The sequence below is a fragment of the Brevibacillus sp. MER 51 genome, from assembly GCF_023714195.1.
In the GTDB taxonomy this organism is placed as follows: Bacteria; Bacillota; Bacilli; order Brevibacillales; family Brevibacillaceae; genus Brevibacillus.
This window is the reverse complement of record NZ_JAMAUS010000002.1, coordinates 338,613-361,749: the sequence shown is the minus strand read 5'-3', so window position 1 is coordinate 361,749 and position 23,137 is coordinate 338,613. Positions and strand designations below refer to the sequence as shown.

Here is a 23,137-nt window from a genome sequence, read left to right as displayed (position 1 = left end):
GCAGGAGGGGGAATGCCCAATGCGATTGTGGTTGAAGTTAATTTGGATCATCACTATACTCTTTAATTTATCAGGTGTTATCTGGTTTGTACTTGGCTCGACTGCAAATTTTCAACGCGGTATAGACTTGATTTCCACGGTAATACTTTTGTATCTAGGTATACCCTCAATTTTATTGATAGTCGTTTCTAGTTTTCTATTATTGAAAAAGTGGAGTCCATCTAGGTGGTGGGAGTTCATTGGGGTTTTAATTATCATCATTGCCATGTTTTTAATGACACCACATTTGTATAAAAACGTAGAGACGAGTGGGTGGTTAACAGAAAAAATAAGAACTGATTCCATACAGCAGACACCGGATGGTAGATTTGAATACTGCATGGAACTGATTAATTTGTTTCAGAAAAATAGTTCAGCTCGCTTATATTTAAAGAATACCGAGACATTGGAGGAAATAAGAATTCATTTAGAGTTTCCTACAAAGGAGATCACAGGTGTATCTTGGGGTGATGTAAATTACTTTGTTAAGCTCGAACCAACTACTAACTCAAATATTTACATACTTAACACTACCGAGGAGTTTCCTTTTCCAAACGAGAAATATGAAATTAATATACCGGAGAAAACAGCAGTAAAAATAAACAATCAATAGAACTACCTCTATCCCCCAAACGAGTAATCTACGCTCGTTTGGGGTTCTTTTTTGTCTGAAGAAGGAAACTTCGGAAACAATCTGCTTTTGAGAGAGCAAGACTGACCTACAAGCAAGGAAAACATATTCCAACTTGGAAATCCCTTCTGCTAATCAGCAATATTGGCTGACTAGTAATTTGTTAGTCAAAACATATTGGTAAGTTCCTATTGATCCAATATCAGGAATTCACTATAATTCAAAATGCTGTTTAGGTAAAATTTACATTTTTATCTGGACTTATTTTTAGGAAGGAGATGAAGAGTAACTGGCTGGCTTGAAATATTTTTAAAAAGGAATGATACCAAAGCTCAACACAATTATGACAAGGAGTTACAGGAATGAACCCTAGATTCATCCGCTCAATCAGTCGTTTCAATGTATTCCTACTGCTAGCTTTACTGTTTTTGCAACTTATCCCGGAGCACGCTATCGCAAGCGCTAGTAGTAAAACGTATTTAATTGGTTTTAAAGAAAGCAAGAAAACAAAAGTGAGGGCGATTCAAAGATCATCAGTCCAGCAACTTAGCACGAAAGTGATGGTTGCTCAATTAACAGAGAGTGAAATGGAGGTAATGTCTCAGGACGAGAATGTAGCCTATATTGAGGAAGATAGTGAAATAGAGTTAGCAGAAACAAACAGAACAGAAAAGCAGGAAATTCCGTGGGGGATTGAGCACATAGGGGCAAATCAAGCTCACGAAAAAAATTACAAAGGCCAAAACATCAAAATTGGAATTATTGATACAGGTATATCCAATCATGAAGACCTCCAAGTAAAAGGAGGCATTTCCTATGTAGAAGGAAAATCAGATTTTGATGATGAGCACGGGCATGGAACTGCGGTGGCTGGTGTTATCGCTGGTAAAGATAATGATGTTGGAATTGTTGGTGTTGCGCCAGAAGCTGAAATCTATGCCATCAGAGTCCTTGATGAAAAAGGTCACGGTACATATTCCAGCATGATTCAGGGGATTGAATGGGCGATACAGAATGACATGAACATCGTTTCCATTAGTGCTGGTGGTAGAATTGACAGTCAAGCGCTACACGACCAGATAAAAAGAGCGAATCAACAAGGGATACTGGTTATTGCAGCAGCAGGAAATCGAGGAATGGGTGAGGATACCCAGTTGTATCCTGCGAAATATGCTGAGACATTGTCTGTCGGTGCGATAAATCAGGACAATCAACGGGCTGACTTTTCAAGTGTTGGCAGTGGGTTAGACCTGATGGCTCCTGGCATTGATATTCTAAGTACGTCTCTCCATGGAGACTATGAGCAACGTTCAGGCACTTCTTTAGCAGCTCCTCACGTAACCGGTGCAGCAGCTGTTATTTGGTCGAAAAAGGGTGGAGCAACCAATCGCGAAGTGCGTGATAGTTTAGTCGATAACGCAACACCTTTAGGGGAATCACGTTTTTACGGAAAAGGGCTTGTAAACCTAGAGAAAGCGCTGGAACTAGGGGATGAGGACTCCGCAGAGATTACCTCACTGGAATCGACGCCGAACGAATTGCGACTTTCCGAAGGTGAGAATTATCAACTGAAAATTACGGCGAACATGACAAATGGCAACACCAGAGATGTCAGCATGGAAGTTACCTATACGAGCAAAGATGAAAAAATTGCTACGGTTACATCTTCAGGTTTCGTCACAGGAAGTGGAATCGGAGATACGCAACTGATCGCTGAGTTGGGTGACAAAACGATTGAAATCCCGATAGTGGTGTCAAAAAGAGCTCCTTTGATCCCAAGAGGTGGGCTCGACACTCCCGAAAAAGGCGAGTTAATCAGTGGTACGTATACCATTAAAGGATGGCATCTCAACCCAGACGGAGTATCGAAAATCAATATCCTGATTGATGGTACGAATGTGGGAGAGGCATCTTATGGCGACCCGAGACCAGATATTGAAGCGAAATATCCAGCTTATCAGAATAGCAATGCTGGATTTCACTATCAACTGGATACTCGAAATTTAGTGGCAGGCACACATAGCATTACGGTGGAAGTTCAGGATATGAATGGACAACAAACCGTAATGGATGGAACGACGTTTTACATTGGTGACGTGGAGCCGTTGAATGGTCTGCATGCTGATGTGACCAAGCTGGAACTAACGAATGAAGGTTCGCATCAGTTGGTGGTATCTACTGTTTTAGAAGATAACACCCTGAAAGACGTTACAAGTCTTGCAGAATACGGTTCATCAGATGAAAGTGTCGTAGCAGTAGACGCTGCTGGGCTTGTAAAAGCAATGGGGGCTGGAACGGCGATTGTGACCATTCGATATGAAGGTCAATCAATCACGATCCCCGTTACGATCAAAAAGGATGAGCCACTGATACCGCGTTGGGAGTTAGAGGCGCCAACAAGTAATTCGATGATGACAGGCGTCACACTCATCAAAGGCTGGTACCTGGATCCATCAGGTGTTTCCAAGATAGAGGTTCATTTTGATGGAACAGTAGTGGGGGAGGCTTCTTATGGGCATACCCGACCTGATATTGAATCCTCGTATCCACAATACCAGAATGCTAAAGCCGGATATGAGTACCGTTTAGACACAACACAGCTAATGGAAGGGCAGCATTCGATCAAGGTAACGGCTGTCAATAAAGACGGCGCTGAACAAGTTCTGGCAGAGCGAGCTGTTTTCATCGGTCGTGCTGAACCGGCAACAAGTATTGTGGCAAATATAAGCAAGGTAGATTTGATACAAGGGAATACACAGCAATTATCCATTTCTGCTGTTTTACTGAATCAACAAACGAAAGATGTGACGAGAGAGGCTCAATACACGATTGAGAATCCTGCGATCATTAGCCTTTCAGATAAAGGTATCGTTACGGGAATTGAAATCGGTCAAACCAATATCATCGTGAAATACCAGGAACAAACGCTTACGATACCTGTTTGGGTCAAAGCAGCAGGGGCTCTGGCTCGGGGAGGCATTGACAGTCCCGCGGAAAATGCATTAATCAGCGGTGTTTACCCTGTCACCGGCTGGTTTATTGACTCTACTGGTGTTGAAAAGATTGAAGTACTGATCGACGGAGCCGTAAGTGGCGAAGCAACCTATGGCATTTCTCGTCCGGAAATAGAAATTATGGATGCTTCCAAACCGGATGGAAACGTAGGGTTCCACTATAATCTCGATACAGGGAAATTGCGGGAAGGCACACATACTCTTTCTGTTAGAGGAACAGGCAAGGGTGGAAATCAGGTAATGCTGGGGAACAGAACAATTCAAGTCGTTACCTTGCTACCAGCAATCGGATTAAAGGCAAACGTTACAGAGGTAACCGTTCCTCAAGGAAAAACGCATCAACTAACTGTCATGGCGGTACTGGAGGATCAGAGCAGTCATGATGTAACCAAGCTGTCCCTATACAACATAGAGAATTCTTCTGTCGCAAAGGTGAGCACAGATGGCTTGGTCACGGCTCTAACCCAAGGAAGTACGAGTCTCACCGTAAAATATGGGGATCAAAGTATCAGCATTCCTATTACTGTTACGGAAGCGGAAGCACTTAAAACCTTGGGAGAGATCGAAACGCCTGTAAATGGTGCTACTGTCAATGGCACCTATACGATTTCAGGCTGGTTTTTACATCCTTCTGCTATCTCAGACTATCAGGTTGTCATTGACGGGATCGAACATGGGAAAGCAAAATCGGGCCTTGCTCGACCGGATATTGCCCTGCTTCATCCGGAATATACAAATACGCAAGCAGGATTCAGCTATACCGTTGATCTGAACGAGCTGCAACCGGGTAATCATACCGTTTCTGTGATCGCAACGGATAGCGAAGGAAAGCAACATCCACTACCAGAAAGAAATTTCGTGATTGGAAAAATTGCTCCCGCCATTAGTCTGCAAAATACAGAACCAACTATTAGCGTAGCAAAAGACGCTATGCAGAAACTGCAGATTACCGCCAGTTTTGAGGGTCAACAATCAAGGGACATTACAGGGGAAGCTGTTTATACAGTAGAAGATCCGAATGTCGTATATGTCAGTCCGCTGGGAGTCGTTACAGGTCTGAAAGTTGGAATGACAAAGATTCATGTGAATTACGGGAATCAGTCATTGGTGATTCCAGTTGTTGTCACAGAATCAGAAGCAGGCTCGCTTGTTGCCAAAGGGCAAATGGATATCCCAAAAGAGGGCACAGTTATTGGTGGAATCACAACCATACAGGGATGGATTTTGAATCCAAGCGGTGTGTCCAAAATCGAGGTTTTGGTGGATGGACAATTGCAGGGAACCGCTGTTTATGGCGGACCTCGTCCAGATATTTTCGCCATGTATCCACTCTACCAGAATGCAAATGCTGGTTTTCAGTATCTACTGGATACGTCCTTGTTTGCGGAAGGGAATCACAAACTGACCATAAAAGTAACGGATAAAGCGGGCGCGGAGAGTCTCGTGCTGGAAAGTAACATCATCATTGGTCCCGTTACGGGAATCACAGCTAATTATTCCGAAGTTACTTTAGAAAAAGACAAGAGCGTAGCATTCACGGTCGTTGCATCTTATCGAGATAAGAGTACCAAGGATGTAACGGGAGAAGCGACCTACACGATCGATAATCCAGCTATTGCCAAAATAGATGCAACTGGATTACTAACAGGTCTCTCATCAGGAAGTGCAGTTCTTACTGTGTCTTATGCTGGCATCGTGAAGCAATATCCTGTCACTGTAAAAGGCGACATGGTAACAGGGGGCGCTATTGACACCCCACAAGATAACGAACTGATCAGTAGGAATTACAACATGACAGGATGGTTCGTTTCTACTGGTGAAGTGGAGAAAATCGAGGTTTTGATGGATGGAGATAAGCTGGGCGAGGCGAAATATGGGCTTGAACGACCAGATATGAAGCGCAAATACCCAGACGCACCACATCTAAAACCAGGCTTCTCCTATCTGTTGGAAGTTGACCAGATGGAAGTAGGGGAACACCAATTACAGGTGCTGGTCACAGAAAAAGACGGGAAGCAAACCAGTATGGAGAAGACTATCACAATTGTTGAACCCATACACGACACGTATGCTTTTTGGCTGCAATTTTCTAATCAGCAAGGACAGAACAACTGGTCCTATCAGGAGGTAAGCGGAGATCGCTTCACGGACTTGGAGTGGGACAAAGCTGCCGAGGAATGGAAGAGTAATCAAAACGAGACGGCAATCGGAAACACGTGGATAAAAGTCGGGAGCTCAGATCCTGTCCTGAAATGGAAGGCACCGCGTTCAGGACGAATTCACATTAGCGGTTGGATTTCCAAAATCCAAGGGGAAGAGGGAGACGGAGCCAACGTCCGACTACTGAAAAATGATGCTCAAATTTGGCCGTCCTCAGGCTGGCAATCGATTGACTTTAACGATGAGATTGGTGTGGAAATTCAGGAGGAGCTTTCGATTGAAGAAGGAGACGCACTGATTTTTCAAGTCAACCAGAAAGAAAACAACATTGGGGATCTTCTAAAATGGACACCTGAAATCACCTACATAACGACCGAGGTGAACGATAATTCTGCTCCCCAAGTTTATTTGATCTCACCAGTGGTAGGGAAGGCTGTCACTACTGTTAATTCAGAGGATGTCATCACCATATCAGGTATTGCGCTGGATCCGAACATCGGAGACCAAGTTCATATTTGGTATCAGCTAGATGAAGAAGATCCTCATGAACTGACTCGTTTTACGGCATCTGAGAGCGCAAATGAATTTTCGTACAACGTGCCCATCAGCAATTTGAAGCCAGATCATCTCTACTCACTTCGTGTCTGGGCAGTCGATCAGAAATCCAGTAAATCTCTCGTCGAAAAAGTCGATATTAGCGTGGATATGAGAGCGCAAGCTGAAAAGGACCCGATAACCATTTCTGCGAATTGGAAATATCCGAAAGATCGAGCAGAAATACCAAAAGGGCAGTCGATTACGTTGGATTGGGACTACTACAACGGTAAAGGGTATCCAAGTTATATAGCCTCGCAAGAATTAATCATATATATCAGCGAGGGCGGGCATGTCACTTCTACAAAACGGGAGAAATTAACAGGCACAGCCCGTTCTTATGTATTTGATACAAGCTATATACAAAAAAACGCACTCATTGATGTGCGCCTAAAAGCGGTAATGAAGAGCGACGCCCCGAAAATCCTTGAAGGCAGTACCGCTAAATTGGAGTTCTATCTATTAGCCACGAATCAAGCACCTGTCGTCGTAAATACAGAGCTTGTCATCATGGATAGTGGCCTTAGAGGATTAATCAATTATTCGCTTAGAGATAATGATGTTTCAGACAAAATCGTATCAACAAAATTAAGAGTGGGACTGACACCAGGCGGAAACGAGCTTGGTGAGAAAGAAGAGACGATTTCCGAGTCGAACCAAAATGGGAATGCGTCCGGCAGATATTTTTTCCCCATCACAAAAGAAATGTTGTATCAGACTGTGTATTGGACGGTTCAAGCTCAGGATAATCGCGGGGCATGGACTACACCAACGAATTACTCATCCCGATTGGTAGATGCTCTCCCGAAGATCGTCATTTATACCCCTGGGGCAAAGAGGGTCATGGACATTGATGAGACCTTTACTCTGGAAGGGGTCTATACCCATCTTCAAGCAGGAGATGTCATATCTGGAAGGATGAATCGTCTTAAAAATCCGAAGGAATTTACTACTACTGGTAGCTCAGGTCAGTGGAGCCTTAGCTGGAGGGGCAGGGATCTTGGAGAAGGCACCTATCCGAACATCGAAGTATCCAATCGCGGCGGTTTTGTAGCGGTTTATCCCGGAAGCTTGACTATCGAGAAGAAACCAGATGCCCCAAATATTATTAAAGTAGAGGCAGAAACGAATTCCCTTAAAGTATTTTGGAGTCCAGTCGCAGGCGCAACAGACTACGGCATTCAAGTAGATGGCGGCGGGATCAAGCGGGTAGGCAACGTATCCACTTATACCATCACGGGACTACAACCGGATCGCGCTTATACAATCATACTTTGGGCGTACAATTCATCCGGTACTAGCAGCTATAGCAGTAGCCCCTACACAGTCCAAACGAAACCGGCAGAAAGCAATTTTAATCTGTTGGTAGAGTATAACCCGGTACGGATGCATTTTCCTGCCAATCAGGCAAAATACTTTAAAATCACAGCGAAAACGAGCGGAGTTTATCAGTTCACGTTAAATAACGACTCGGGATTAGCGGCAGATGCGAATATATCCGTTTATAAAGGGGCGGGCTTGCTGGATCATGAGGAGATCTCTTCAGGAAGTAATGGTAGAGTGAATCCAGTATTTGCTGCCGGAAAAACGTATTATGTGAAGATTGTAGGAAAAAGTCCGTTTTACGCTACGCTTCTGGCAAAGCCAGGAGGCGAAGCATTTGTTTTTAATCAGCCAAACGATATCACGATTCCAGGTGGACAAACGGTAGAAATCGCCATGACTGTTACCATTCCTGGAAAGTATCGCATGGTTACCCAATTGAAAAATCCAAGTCAGAAGTATCCTGCTGTAACGGTCTATTCCAATGGGGTTCAAGTGTCACCGAGGGAGAAACCAAGTGCAGCGGAAGTCATTTATGATTTGGCGGCAGGTGCCTATACGATTAAGCTGACCAATACAGAAAGTAATCCAGTCAATGTATTATTTACCGTTTTTGCTCCAGCGGCTGGGGGAACGGTTTACGAGTATGTATACGATCAAAACAATCGAATCAAGGCGATCAAAGAAAACGGAGTCGAAAGCGTCATTTTCTATCATGACGAGAACGGAAATATCACAAAAAGCGTAAAGCAAAATGCGTCTACACCACAGAAAGCCAAAGCCTTGAGTCTTGATCTGGAGAAGGTGGATGTATCACCAGGTAACTCCAAATCAATCAAGGTCATGGCAACGTTGGACAACGGGAGTCAGGTGGATGTAAGCGCGCAGGCTGTATATGTCGTGGAAGATCCTTCGGTTGCTTATATCAACAAGGGGATTGTGTATGCGGTGAACGGCGGGACGACGAAGGCCAGGTTGTATTTCGGTGGGCAGTCGAAGACTTTTGCCATTACCGTTGATGCACCTTCTGTTCATTTGACATCGATCAGTCTTACGCCAGGACAATCCACAATAACAGAAGGCCAGATTCAACGCTTGTACGCATCCGCTTATTACTCAGACGGTAACAGCAAAGATATCAGCAGCGTTGCCAGCTTTGACACCTCGAATTCATCTGTTGCGCAAGTGAGCAGCCAGGGTGTCGTAACGGGTATCAAAGCAGGAACAGCGACGATTACCGTTTCTTATGATGGTAAAAATGCATCCAGCCAGATAACTGTTCAAGGGGCTACCATTCAGGAAATAAAAGGAACCCCAGTGCAAGTGTCGCTGGTTGCAGGTGGTACTCAACAGCTTAGTGTAACGGCCACTTACTCAAACGGGGCCGAAGAAAATATTTCAAGACAAGCCGTGTATTCAAGTAGTAATGCCAATGTTGCATCAGTGGATAGTGGTGGACTGATAACAGCCTTTTCGCCAGGAGCTACGCAAATCACGGTAAGCTACGGTGGGCAAAGTACGATTATTCCTGTTACGGTTTCAGGAAATGTTATCTCCCTAGTGTCTTTGGCGGTTACGCCAGCGACAGTGAGCATTGGCAAAGGAGCCAGCCAGCAGTTGGAAGTGAAGGCGACCTACAGTGATAACAGCCAAACGATTGTAACGAATCAGGCGACTTATCAGAGTTCGCAGCCTGCTATTGCTAGTGTTGGAGCAGGTGGGTCCGTTACAGGGGTGGCAGTGGGGTCATCTACTATTACCATATCTTTTGGTGGGAAAGTCGTTACCGTTCCTGTTCAGGTTACAGAGACACAAGAGCCTGTGCAGAGCTTGTCTGTTACACCAGTCAGCCTGAACATGTTGGTTGGGAAGACGCAGCAGCTACAAGTAACAGCGACCTATAAGGATGGAAAAATCACGGATGTTTCGGGGCAAGCAGTCTACTTGCCAGGAGATGCCACAGTGGTAACCGTTGATGCAAACGGAGTGGTTATGGGTGTTAAGGCAGGAAGTACGAACATCACCGTTTCCTTTGGGGGAGCGAGTGTGGTTGTGCCTGTTGTTGTTACAGCAGAAATTCCGGTTCAGAACATCAAGGTTGTACCGGAAGACATCACTCTTCAAGAGGGGACAACACAACAACTATATGTGCTATTGAAGCTTGCGGATGGTACTGAAGTAGATGTAGCGGATAAATCTTTGTTTACAATGGCAGATCCATCTATAGCATCCGTTTCTGCAAGTGGTCTCCTTACCGGAATAAAAGAAGGAATCACCGCAATAACCATTGACTATTTAGGAACCAAGGTAAACGTGAATGTAAAAGTAGCACAAGTATTGAAAGAAGATACGCTGAAACGCTTGTCCGCAGGTGGAGCACATACATTGATGGTGAAAGAAGACGGAAGTGTATGGGCATGGGGGCAGAATGAGAAAGGGCAGCTAGGAGATGGAACGGTACAAGATCGGACGACGCCAGTAGAAAGTATGCTGGTCATCTCAGCGCAGCAACTGGTAGCGAGTCCAAGCACAGTGCTGTTGCCAATCTCTCAAAGCAAGCCGTTGCAAATCACGGCGACCTATGCCAATAACAGTACCCAAGATGTCACGACGCAGTCGGCGTATGAGAGCAGTAACCCAGCGGTTGCAACAGTAGATGCAGCAGGTGTGATCACATCGGTATCGGTAGGGACAGCTAACATCACAGTCAGCTACTATAACAAAACGATTACGGTTCCTGTGGAAGTCAGAGAGACAGAAGTGAAAGTCAATCGCTTGTCCGCAGGTGGAGCACATACGTTGATGGTGAAAGAAGACGGAAGTGTATGGGCATGGGGGCAGAATGAGAAGGGGCAGCTAGGAGATGGAACGGTACAAAATCGGACGACGCCAATAGAAAGTATGCTGGTCATCTCTGCACAGCAACTGGTAGCAAGTCCAGGTACGGTGTTGCTGCCGATGTCCCAAAGCAAGCCATTACAAATCACGGCGACCTATCCAAATAACAGCACTCAAGATGTCACGACGCAGTCGACGTATGAGAGCGGTAATCCAGCGGTTGCAACGGTAGATGCAGCAGGAGTGATCACAGCGGTATCCGTAGGAACAACGAGCATCACAGTGAGCTACTATAACCAAACAATCACGGTCCCTGTGGAAGTCAGGGAGACAGAAGTGAAAGCCAATCGCTTATCCGCAGGTGGAGCACATACGTTGATGGTGAAAGAAGACGGAAGTGTATGGGCATGGGGTCAAAACGAAAAGGGACAGCTAGGAGATGGAACAGTACAGAATCGGACGACGCCAATAGAAAGTATGCTGGTCATCTCGGCGCAGCAACTGGTAGCGAGTCCAAGTACGGTATTGTTGCCAACGTCTCAAAGCAAGCCATTGCAAATCACGGCGACCTATCCAAATAACAGCACGCAAGATGTCACGACGCAGTCGACGTATGAAAGTAGTAACCCAGCGGTTGCATCGGTAGATGCGGCAGGTGTGATTACAGCAGTATCGGTAGGGACAACGAACATCACAGTCAGCTACTATAACCAAACAATCACGGTCCCTGTGGAAGTCAGGGAGACAGAAGTGAAAGCCAATCGCTTGTCTGCTGGCGGAGCACATACATTGATGGTGAAAGAAGACGGAAGTGTATGGGCATGGGGTCAAAATGAGAAGGGGCAGCTAGGAGATGGGACAGTACAGAATCGGACGACGCCAATAGAAAGTATGCTGGTGATTTCGGCGCAGCAACTAGTAGCGAATCCTGGTACGGTGTTGCTGCCAACGTCTCAGAGCAAGCCATTGCAAATCACGGCGACCTATCCAAATAACAGCACCCAAGACGTCACGACGCAGTCGATGTATGAGAGCAGTAACCCAGCGATAGCAACGGTAGATGCAGCAGGAGTGATCACAGCTGTATCGGTAGGGACAGCGCGCATCACAGTGAGCTACTATAACCAAACGATTATGGTCCCCGTGGAAGTCAAGGAGATCGAAGTGAAAGCCAATCGCTTGTCCGCAGGTAACGCACATACGTTGATGGTGAAAGAAGACGGAAGTGTATGGGCGTGGGGTCAGAATGAGAAAGGGCAGCTAGGAGATGGAACAGTACAGAATCGGACGACGCCAATAGAAAGTATGCTGGTCATCTCTGCTCAGCAACTAATAGCGAGTCCAGGTACGGTGTTGCTGCCGACGTCCCAAAGCAAGTCATTACAAATCACGGCGACCTATCCAAACACTAGCACCCAAGATGTCACGACACAGTCGACGTATGAGAGCAGTAACCCAGCGGTAGCAACGGTAGATGCAGCAGGAGTGATCACAGCTGTATCGGTAGGGACAGCGAACATCACAGTGAGCTACTATAACCAAACAATCACGGTCCCTGTGGAAGTCAGGGAGACAGAAGTGAAAGCCAATCGCTTATCCGCAGGTGGAGCACATACGTTGATGGTGAAAGAAGACGGAAGTGTATGGGCATGGGGTCAAAATGAGAAGGGGCAGCTAGGAGATGGAACGGCACGAAATAGTACCGTTCCAGTATTAACGAATGATTAATAACATGGAGTGAGCCTAAGTGAAAAAAAATCTAATAAAGTCAAAATTAAGATGTAATATTTTACTGATGATGCTTGCAGTACTTTTTCTATCAAAAGAGACGACTTTGGCAGCGGGTAATGCAGTGAGTAGTGCAGCTGGTCAGGAGCACTCTCTGATTCTGAAGAGTGATGGTACAGTTTGGGCATGGGGTGGAAATACTTTCGGTCAATTGGGAGATGGTACAAGAGTTCAAAAGAATGTTCCTGTCCAAGTAAAAGGTCTCACAAACATTACGCGTATTGCTGTGGGAGCGAACTATAGCGTAGCTTTAAAAGCCGATGGTACAGTATGGAGTTGGGGGTATAATAGTTTCGGTGAATTAGGTAATGGTGGAAGCGCAGACAGTGATACACCGAAACAAACACTTGATCTTACGGATGTTACAGAGATTGCTGCTGGGTATAATCATGTATTAGCCCTCAAGAAAGACGGTACGGTATGGACGTGGGGATACGATTCAGTAGTAGGCAGAAAAAATTACAGACCAATCAAAGTGCAAGGTCTTACAGACGTAAGGGCCATTTCTGCGGGGTATCGTCACAGTCTCGTTGTTAGAAAGGACGGAAAGGTATTGGCTTGGGGAGAAAATGGGTATGGTCAATTAGGCACTGGCAGTACAAGCTCAACTTCATCTCCAATGTATACAAACGGACTTTCAAATATTGTTTCTGTTGCTGCAGGACAAAATCATAGCTTGGCTCTTGATGTAAATGGGAAAGTGTATGCATGGGGATGCGGGGGCAGTGGACAAATTGGTGATGGCGGTGGTTCAGACAGAGGGGTTCCGGTAAATATACCAGAATTAACGGAAATTGAAGAAATTGCAAGTGGGTCCAATGCGAATCATAGTTTAGCTTTAAAGAAAGACGGAACTGTATATGTTTGGGGAAGTAATTCTCGTGGTCAACTAGGAGATGGAACAACTAATAACAGTAACAAACCTGTAAAAGTCAAAATTACACCATAATATTACTAATAAATCCCCCTTCTAAGTAAGGGGGACAATATTTCTTTTGGAGGCACTATGAAACTCCTCTCGACAAAATCAACCCTGATTTTTATATTATGTCTTTCCTTATTAACAACGCTTATACCACCAGTGAGTACCTTGGCAAATGAATCATCAAACCGAGACGTATCAAATACACAAAGTATAGAATCATCAACTCCAAACGAGACAATAAATGAAATCCAGCAATCCATCTCAGAGCAAAATCTCAACCCTTTACTAGAAAAAACAGAAGCAAAAAATCCCGCATCATATAACGCCGAGGACATCGCTTCACTAACATGGACCGAGCTGAATGCAAACACAGCAATCGAAATCCACCAAACATTCGACCGATCCTTACTAAAATACGCTGCCTATTTCTACTCAGATCTATTGCAGCTACTTTCAACTGAAGAACAAGCAGAAGTCAAAGCTTTTACCAGTGACCAGCTCATTTCTCAATTCGATAATCTCAGTCAGGAAAATAAGGCCCTCTTAAATCGCCTTACTCCCCTCTTACAATCGAAAGTAAATGAACTCAAGAGTCTGGAAGAAACGCTCGACATTCAAGCAGTGAATACAACTCCTCCAGAAGTTCTCTACACAGAAAAAGATCAAGAGTTTCGCTTTGCTCGTTCAAAAACAGAGCAAGCCGTAGATGATGTATATCGAGCTGCGAACCTGGTCGAGCAAGATCTCTACTTGCCAGGAAAGCATGGACTGGATCTGGATATAAAGCGCAGATACCACTCCCTGAGCAGTAAAATCAGTGTACCAAGCTGGGACGATGATCTAGACAAGAATGAAGCCCTAACCAATGAGAAATTTGCAACCGGTTGGGATTTTAATATGCCAAGACTGGATGTCGTCACGCGGGAGCAGGCAGCCACGGTAAGGGACGACCCCTATAATCCAGGCCAGCAAATTTACTCCACCAACATAGACAAGAGTCCAACGGCGAATCGTTATTACATAAGCTTAGAGGACGGGACATCTTTAGAATATCGGTTCAACAAGTTTGTGAATTATCCGTATAAGGACATCATGTTCATCACTGACAAAGTGAATCAGAAGTACACGTTGTATTACCGTAATCTGAGATATGAATTTGATGTAAAGTCTGGAACGGTCGTCAAATCCAATATTTATGGGGACACGATCAAATACAACGTTAACAGCGACGGAGAGCCAGTCAGCATTGAAGACAGTGTCGGTCGTTATGTGGTGCTGAAACGAAAGCAAAACAACACAACGCAAGACTTGATTGTCTATAAAGATAAAACTGAGACTACTGTACTCAAGCACATTCGCTACCACTTTGAACGAAAGTTCGCATTGAGAAGTTACGATCAGCTTGTTCGAGTAGAAGTCCTGCCGACAGCAGGGAGTGGAAGCGGTCCTTATACAGTAGCAAATTATTCCTATCATAATCCTACTACCAAGGGTATTGCTTATTTCAATTTGAACAAGGAATACACATTGGACAAGCTCCCAACTGATCAAACGCTTCAAGATTCAGCAAAGTATTGGGAATCGGATACAAAGAAGCGTAAGGAAATCGATTACTTGCTCATGCAAGAAGTTTCCTATCCGTTGCAAGGATTAAAAATCAATTACGAATATCGTCCCTATCAACTAGGCCAAACGACGTTCAATGACGGTCTCGTACGGATTTTTCAAGACAAGTATGCACTAAGCTATGTAGCCTATCATCCTGTTAATAAAGTATCGTACAGCTATACGCAGAAAACGCCGAAAGGAACCAACACGTATAAGCTGGAAAAGAGCTATGCCAATAACGACAACCTCCGCGAAATATGGAAGGTGCCAAAGGAACAACTACCTAGATTGAAGAATTTTGCGGAACGACATGGGGATACCATCCAGGTCACAGAATCTGAGGCTTCCCGTTACACGAAGAATTCCATTTACAAGGTCAATCAGGACGGAAATACGTTGCTGCGAAGCGTTAAGACAACAGGCGTGAGCAAAGGTGGTACGAATGTATCTGGCGCGAAGTATCGGGTCGAGTACAATCCAACTACGTACACGACCTATGCCTATTCCGGCCGGAATACAAAGCCGACGTATCAATACGTTTTCTTGGAACCGACATCGGCAGTGAGCGATCTGGATGTATACAATTCCTACTTGAAAGATCCGAACCTTTCCAATCGTTCACGGTATGCGGCCAAGATAAACAATTACGCGCAAGAATCGTACTTCGAATATAACGATTACGGACAGCTGATCAAGCAGATTGCACCGGACGGGATTGTAAGTACATGGACATATGATGCAGAAGGGGTGAATCCATGGGGCTTCCGGACCTTCTCCGTACTAAAGGCAGCCAGAACGCAATCAACCTCCGCCTCGGGCGATCCGTATTATTCGAATACGACATTCGAGTACAACAATCAATATTTGCTTCGGAAGGAAACGGAGATCAACTCGTTCCCTGCCAATTTGATCAATAATCACAAGAGCCAATCGATTGAACGGACATATGAGTACACCAATAACCAGCTCTATTCGATTACGGAAAACTTTGGCGCAGGAAAGACACGGACGCAGACCTTTACCGCTTATGATCAATATGGCGTTCAGCCAACACAAATCACACTCGCAGGTGTCGAGTTGGAAAGCGGCAAATCGGATGTGCTGAATTTTTCCTACGACATCGATGACAAAGGCCAAATCAAAAGCCAGACCTATCCGAACGGAAGCAAAGTTACATACGATTACGATGAGTTAGGCCGACCGTTATCGGAGACTTTTCACAATCAAGGCGCAAAACGAACCATAACGTATGTGTATCGGGACGGCGAAGCTTCTGGATCGAGTTCAGAGGGACCGGGCATCGTGGAGAAAATTGCTCCGGATCAATCGAAGCTGATCACTTACTACACCCCGTATGGAGATACCGCCTATCAAGAGCAGGTGGGCACGACAGGTGCGAAGCGTCCATTGGTAGAAAATGAGTTTACGCCAGATGGCATGGAGATTAGCCGCACGGTTCCTTACGGGAAGCAGGAGCAAAGCACCTCGTACCTGTATGATTGGGACGGTTTTGTGTACCAAACGACGAATTCCTTAGGAACCACTAAGAACCATCGAAACAATGCCTACTCGGATGGAACAAGATACTTACCTCGTCTGACGGAACAAACGCTCTCGCCGAATGGCTATATCGCGACCACCTACCGTGATTTGTATGGAAAAGTGGAGAGCACGGAGGAGACGACGCAAAGCGGCAGTCACCATCGCGTAACGAACTACCAGACGGATCGATTCGGGAAAGTAACCAATAAAGAAATCTCAGACGGCAAAACTTCCCAAGCGTGGAGTATGCGCTTCGACCATAACGACAACCTGGTTTATTTGCAGGACCCGGAAAATAACGTAAATGTATACGGGTACGATGGGCTAGGCAATCTCACCAGTGTATTGGAGAATGGCACGACTACGGCAGAGTATACCTACAATAGTTTGTCGTGGAAGCTCTCGGAGAAGAATCCGGAGACAAAAGCGGAGACGTACACCTACGAAAAAAGCGGTCTTGTAAAGAGTTACAAGGACAAAAACGGCGTCACATTCAACTACGACTACACGCCTTTCCATGAGTTGAAGAAAGTTTCTTCCGGCGCTTCTTTCTATGAAGACCGCGTGTATGATCCACAGTCTGGTCTGCTTTTGAGCGAAAATAACCACACTGGAAACTCTATCAGCTATGGCTACGATGGATTCCATCGGAAGAATCGCCAAACGATGATGGGCAAGGACTACCAGCTTCTGTATTCTGATAACGACGATACGATAGATACACTCGTATACCCTGCAAGAAGTGCGGTATCTGGTTCAGCCCCATCTCTAAGTGTCGGATACACTTATGACAACGCAAACCGATTAAATTCGGTGGCGATCCCGGGAGTCGGAACGACCACGTACACGTACGATATCAGTAACTCAGGAGAAACCAATGCTGTATCGTATCCGGGACAACCGAAAGCGATGCAGCAATCGATTAGCTCATTTGGTGAAAAAACAGCCTTGAATCACGCAGACGGCTGGAACGAGACAAATGGCTACGATCTGTTTGGGAATATCACCAGTCAAAAGCGCTCCGGTACGAATTATGGATTGTTTGTGTACGACAAGCTTTCCCGGATCAAGGAAGAATCGGTCGAGGGTAACGTTAAGCAATACGCTTATGACAAGCGTGGCAACCGCCAAGTGTATGCAAATGCCCCGGTAGATATCCTGCGCTCCTATGAAATGAAGCATGATTTGTTTAATCGTTTGCAGGAGTACAAGGATCAGAAAGGTACAACGACATACACGTATTACCCAGGTGGACTACGGGCGACGAAGCAACAGACTGGCAGCGTGACGGATACGACTCACTATGTCTATTTGAATGGGCAGGTGATTGAAGAGCTGACGCAGGATGGCAGGGTCAAGGCGCGGAATGTGTTTGGTAACCAGTTGATCTGGCGAAAAGACTATGCGTCGAATCTTGAAGGTACCTACTATTACAACAGCCACGGTGATGTTGTCAAAATCAAGGCTCCTAACGGTAATGTTCTGAATACGTATGACTATGATATTTGGGGTAACTTGATTGCGGATAAGGTCAAAGAGACGATTTCCAACCCGTTTATGTATGCGGGGGAGATGTTTGACAAAGAGAGCGGGTTTTACTACCTGCGTGCCCGGTATTATGATCCGAAGATCGGGCGGTTTATCTCGGAGGATACGTATAAGGGGCAAGTGGATAATCCGTTGTCGTTGAATCGGTATACGTATGTGCATAACAATCCGATTAGATTCGTAGATCCGACAGGGCATTGGTGTGAATCTAAAGATGGAAAGTGGGCACATCCTGGTGGATGCAGCAATAATGAGAATTACAAGGAGAAAAAATGGAGTGCAAATGACGCCAACCATAATAAAGATTTAATTATTGAAGATGGTGAAGTAGTTGGTGTTTTCTTTTATGATACTTCTAACGATGGAGCAAGAGAGGCAGAAGGCTTTGAAGACCCTCTGAACTGGAGTCCATTTGGGTTAGAAAAAACGGGTGGAAAATGGGCAATAGGCTTTGCGTTTGCAGGGTTAAAAAATCTTGGACAGGCGGAAGCAAAGCAATTTGTAAGAAATCAATTAATAGATGTAGACAGAAAACTTATAGATTCATGGGGGAAAGGAAGTTTTGATTCTATTGAAGATTCGCTAGTTCACCATTTCTTGAAACATGGCGATGAAGTTGGGGCAACTGATGTAGCACAATACATTAGGAAGTCTCAAGGGTTCGCGTCAAATTTAAGGGGAGCGACAAAAAACAAAGTATCAGGTAAAGTAGAGGGTGTTGTGAGATATAGGAAAAATGGTAAGTATATCGACATAGCTCCTGATGGTACTATTATTTCTTTCGGAAAGTAGTAAAGGAGGTCACTAAATGGGAGATTGGAAAGATATTAAAGTCACGGGAATTAACAAAATCGATAAGGTAGTTGCCGAATATTATGTCTGGGCTATTGATAAAGTACCATATGGAAAATTTAAAATAAAAATTTTTGAAACTGCAAAAGGTGGGTATATTGGGTTACCAAACCTTGCTGTAAAAAGTCTTGAGGATGGAACTGCTGACAACACTTCAGGATTTGGTAATTCAATTGAAGAAGCACTAGAAGATACTATTAACTTTTTTCTGAAGACATTAGAAGGTAGAACGGATTTAACGGAGGAAGATTTCGAATGGTCCGACCCACATGATTTTTAAGTTTAATTGAGTGGTGGAAGGACTTAACTTTACAGCTTTAAATGAATTAAGTTAACTATTCAACTATGCCCCCATGCGAGAAATAAACTCGTCTGGGGTTCTTTTTTTTATAAAAGAAGTAAAAAACTCTTGTTTTAAAATGCAAATTTATAGTAATATCAATTCAAGGAAGTCGAACTGTAAATTTATAGTATGCCTGTTTCATAAGAAAGGTGTGTAACCATGTTTAACCCCGAAACAAAAACAGCCTTTCTTCAAGGATATAAAGAAAATACCCAAAAAGCTTATTCAAGAGTTTTCAACCTGACAATGAAGTTCGAAGTGGAAAAGGATAAGGATTTGCTCCATTTTACATTGGATGAGATTGAAACTGCCCTGCACAGCTTCCATGCTTCTACAGGAGACTCTCTCAATACGGCAGGGAGAACGATATCTGCTTACTTGAATTGGGCAAGGGCAGAGGGGCTTAGAGAAGGTGCAAATCCACTGGAGTCCGTTTCAAAAGAATGGTTTAAGAACATGGTAGGAAACACCCATCAACAATTTATTACGAAGCAAGAAATCGATGCAATCATTGACCAATGTAATAACGATCAAGATTCTGTGATTCTCTCTCTGTTATTTGAAGGTGCGGGTGGAAGAGAGGTAAGTGAACTACGCAATCTAAAACGTGAACAAGTCAATGATGAGAAACGAACATTGATATTGATTAACGATAAAGAAGAAACAAGAGAAATTCAAATATCCGAGCAGTGTCTGAAATTAATAAATGGCGCAATCAAGCAAAAGGATTATCTCAAAGGTAATGGGGAGATGAGACGAGATCATCTCAAAGAAACAAGTGAATTAATTGAAACAGGCTATGTAATCAGGCCAGCCAAGACAAGAAATGTTCATATGGAACAAGTCAGTCCTCATCTGATTTACGGGAGATTACATGCATTAGAAGAATACTTTGGTTTGGATAATCTACGAGTGAAAACGATTCAACGCAGCGGGATGATCTGGATGGGAAAGCAACTCCTTGAACGGGATGGAATGCTTGAAAAAGAACAGTATTTTGAAATATGTGAGCGATTCGGAGTAAACAAAGTAAAGAATGGAAACAAGATGGAGTATTTGTGGTGGGGAATGCAAGACTTTATTAATCCAGAAATGATCGCAAGATTATATAAATGAAACTTCTAGAGATGATTAAATTCCTCTTGAGAAGTTTCACAATAAAACTAAAAATTTATTGTAAATCGATGAAGGAGGTGAACAAACGTATGAGTTGCTATCTTTTGTTATAACATGCCAAATCATATTCAATATATTAAAATTTATAGTAAAAAGGAGAGTATAAAATTGTTTGATTCCATCAAAATGAAAGTAAGTTCCGTATTTATTCAACCTGAAATATTACGAGAATATAACCTTGCATCTTTTTCATACCGTAATCAGAAAACAGGTGTCATAACCACATACAAAATGCAAGACGAGATTATTCCCTATATCAAATATCAGGATGGGAGCAGAACCTTAACGATTCAAGTTTCCATTCCTAAACTGCTTTATGGAAATAATGTCAAAGCAATCGAACAATCAGATATTCCTATCTTCTTTCAACGTGTACAAGAACGATTACAGCTATTATTCGGTATCCATATTGCCCATGAAGATTGGAGAATTACCCGTTTAGATGTTTGCTGCAATTTCCATGTTGGGAATCGAACAGGGGAGTATGTTCGTCAGTTGAGCAAAGGGAAAATGCCATATAAAGATACGCGAAATTATAATCATGACGAAACAGTAGAGTTCTATAACAAAAGCAGCAGAGTCATGCTATACGATAAATACAAGCAATGTAAGCGAGCTAAGGAACCGAAGGAGATCGTTGAACAGTCCAAGGGAATTTTACGATTAGAAATTAGACCGAGTGACAATGACATGAAGAAATATACCAAAGAGAAGAGAGCCATTCATCTCGTCACTCATTCCTTTTTTACCTACATAATCAAAAGGACACTTGAGGGATTGCCATACACAGAAAATGTGGAAACCATTGATTATGAATGGATTTTGGAAAACAAGGAGGAAATATCAAAGATTGAGACCTATCTAGGTTTCACTATGATCAAAAAATTGTTCCAAGAAAGTGGAATAAGAGCAATTTATACAACATCCACTCTTCCTAATCGTAGGAGTTTGGCAAAGAAAATAACCATCCCGAAAAAGGAAGGTTTAAAAAGATTGGAGATTGTTGATTCAGTTCAGGGCTGAAGACATCCACTCACACCGTATTGTTGTTAACACGATAACGATAAAAATTATAGAACTTTGGATAAATTTTGAATGGACAGAGCTTACTAATAAAGAAAAATAAGCAAATAGAGCAGTCCTTACAAAGAAAATGTGTCTCTCTACGATACCGTATCGATACAACCTGCTGCCATTCGGGGGTATTTTACATCTCTATATAGTGAATGGACATGGAATAGGGGCATTACACATCTAGTCCCGTAGGTAGGTTGGATTTTAGGCGATTAAGTTTTGAGGTGGAAAATTACTCCCCCTCCAACACCAGCAATTCATGCAACTCAATATCTAATGTCTTACAGATCGTTTCAAATGTACTAAGGTGAACCCTATCTACTTGGCTGGAACAGAGATGGCTGATTGTATTCGGTCTAAGACCAGTGAGTCTTGCCAACTCTCGTTGAGACATATTTCTCTGATCAAGGATTTCTTTTAACTTTACAATTATAGGCATTTTGAGTCCTTCTTTCCCGTGAACATTCTTTATCCATTATACGTGCAATTTTAGCACGAGGAAAAGGTCGTTGATTGTATCTGCTAAGCGATATATAATTGCTTTGTATCTACTAGGCGTTACAATGATTCAAATTCCTGTAACGGGAAGGGGAATAGTATGGAAAAAGTAGTGGGATATGTCAGAGTATCGACAAAAGGACAAGTTAAAGATGGGTATAGTCTAGCCTACCAAGTAGAGGAGATTCAGCGTTATTGTCAGGATAATAATCTAGAATTACTGAACATCTACAAGGATGAGGGGATTAGTGGAGCAAAAGTGGATGAGGATGGATTGACTATTGAACGGGAAGGTTTACAAGAACTCTTATCCAGTTTTACTTATCAAAAAGTAAGCCATATTATCGTTCTCAACACTTCCCGATTGTGGAGAGCCGACATGGTGAAAGTCCTCATTCAAAGAGAGTTAAAACGGCACAGCGTAGACGTAAAAGCAATTGAACAGCCCAACTATAGTATTTATGCCCATGACCCGAATGATTTTCTAATCAATGGCATGATGGAATTACTCGATCAATACCAACGTTTGGAGATCGCACTAAAACTAGGGAGGGGAAGAAAAAAGAAAGCGCAACAAGGAGGATATGCAGGAGGTGGCGTTGCTTTCGGATATACGGCAACGAAAGGGCAGAAGGCCATTCAGATAGATGAGAGACAGGCGGAAACGGTGCGCAGATTGTTCTCCTTACGTGAAACAAATCCCACTTGGTCACTTTCCCAACTGGCTATCCAACTGAATGTAGAAGGGTATACAACGACACATGGTAAGTCTTTTACCAAGGTACAGGTCAAACGAATCATTGATCGTGAAGCCTTCTACAAGGGTACCTACCGCTATGGTCAGATTGAAGCAAATGGTCTTCACCAAGCCATTATGTAGCGGGAGGAACGAACGTGGAAGCTCAATTCACTCATTATAAACAGGAAGAAATACGTTCTCTTGATAAGATTCAGACATGCGAAATAGGTACACAATTAATTTTTGACTATGTTCAACAAGAGAACGCTGTATTTAACATCGCTACGATAGAGGAAATAATAAAAGCCATCTTTCAGGTGGAACTACATCAACGAGAATACTTGCTGCAAATCCGTTTAGCGAAGGCATTGTCTAGCACCAAATTACAACCGTAATGATAGAACGATAATGACATGCAAAGAATGTACGAGCTAACGTATCCGTG

At 43.6% G+C, this 23,137-nt stretch carries 10 protein-coding genes; 9 read left to right on the top strand and 1 reads right to left on the bottom strand.

The window, feature by feature from the left end; translation table 11 throughout:
- Window positions 1-19 precede the first annotated feature (19 nt).
- The 7 genes from M3630_RS06065 (at window position 20) to M3630_RS06035 (ending at window position 21,404) form a co-directional block, all read left to right on the top strand.
- Window positions 20-652 carry a hypothetical protein gene (locus M3630_RS06065; RefSeq protein ID WP_251251550.1) on the top strand — a complete coding sequence of 211 codons (633 nt, stop codon included), beginning with the start codon at window positions 20-22 and terminating at the stop codon, window positions 650-652.
- 380 nt (window positions 653-1,032) lie between these two features.
- Window positions 1,033-12,327: an Ig-like domain-containing protein gene (locus tag M3630_RS06060; RefSeq protein WP_251251549.1), complete on the top strand. Its 11,295-nt coding sequence runs from the start codon at window positions 1,033-1,035 to the stop codon at window positions 12,325-12,327.
- Between the two features lie 19 nt (window positions 12,328-12,346).
- Window positions 12,347-13,336 (top strand): RCC1 domain-containing protein, encoded by a 990-nt coding sequence (locus tag M3630_RS06055; RefSeq protein ID WP_251251548.1) that lies wholly within the window; start codon window positions 12,347-12,349, stop codon window positions 13,334-13,336.
- Between the two features lie 132 nt (window positions 13,337-13,468).
- Window positions 13,469-18,802 (top strand): RHS repeat-associated core domain-containing protein, encoded by a 5,334-nt coding sequence (locus M3630_RS06050; protein WP_251251669.1) that lies wholly within the window; start codon window positions 13,469-13,471, stop codon window positions 18,800-18,802.
- Window positions 18,803-18,818: 16 nt separating this feature from the next.
- Complete coding sequence (locus M3630_RS06045; RefSeq protein WP_219660871.1) at window positions 18,819-19,142, top strand: hypothetical protein; 324 nt, start codon at window positions 18,819-18,821, stop codon at window positions 19,140-19,142.
- 222 nt (window positions 19,143-19,364) lie between these two features.
- Window positions 19,365-20,321 (top strand): phage lytic cycle repressor MrpR family protein, encoded by a 957-nt coding sequence (locus tag M3630_RS06040; protein ID WP_251251547.1) that lies wholly within the window; start codon window positions 19,365-19,367, stop codon window positions 20,319-20,321.
- 168 nt (window positions 20,322-20,489) lie between these two features.
- On the top strand, window positions 20,490-21,404 hold the full coding sequence (locus M3630_RS06035; RefSeq protein WP_251251546.1) for a phage/plasmid replication domain-containing protein: 915 nt from the start codon (window positions 20,490-20,492) through the stop codon (window positions 21,402-21,404).
- A gap of 283 nt (window positions 21,405-21,687) precedes the next feature.
- Here M3630_RS06035 and M3630_RS06030 read toward each other — a convergent pair whose 3' ends face one another.
- Window positions 21,688-21,894 carry a helix-turn-helix domain-containing protein gene (locus M3630_RS06030; protein ID WP_047071214.1) on the bottom strand — a complete coding sequence of 69 codons (207 nt, stop codon included), beginning with the start codon at window positions 21,892-21,894 and terminating at the stop codon, window positions 21,688-21,690.
- 159 nt (window positions 21,895-22,053) lie between these two features.
- Here M3630_RS06030 and M3630_RS06025 point away from each other — a divergent pair, with 159 nt between their 5' ends.
- Both M3630_RS06025 and M3630_RS06020 read left to right on the top strand, forming a co-directional pair.
- Window positions 22,054-22,833, top strand: a complete 780-nt coding sequence (locus tag M3630_RS06025; RefSeq protein WP_251251545.1) for a recombinase family protein — start codon at window positions 22,054-22,056, stop codon at window positions 22,831-22,833.
- 14 nt (window positions 22,834-22,847) lie between these two features.
- Complete coding sequence (locus M3630_RS06020) at window positions 22,848-23,087, top strand: hypothetical protein (RefSeq protein ID WP_007722200.1); 240 nt, start codon at window positions 22,848-22,850, stop codon at window positions 23,085-23,087.
- The last annotated feature ends 50 nt before the right edge of the window (window positions 23,088-23,137 follow it).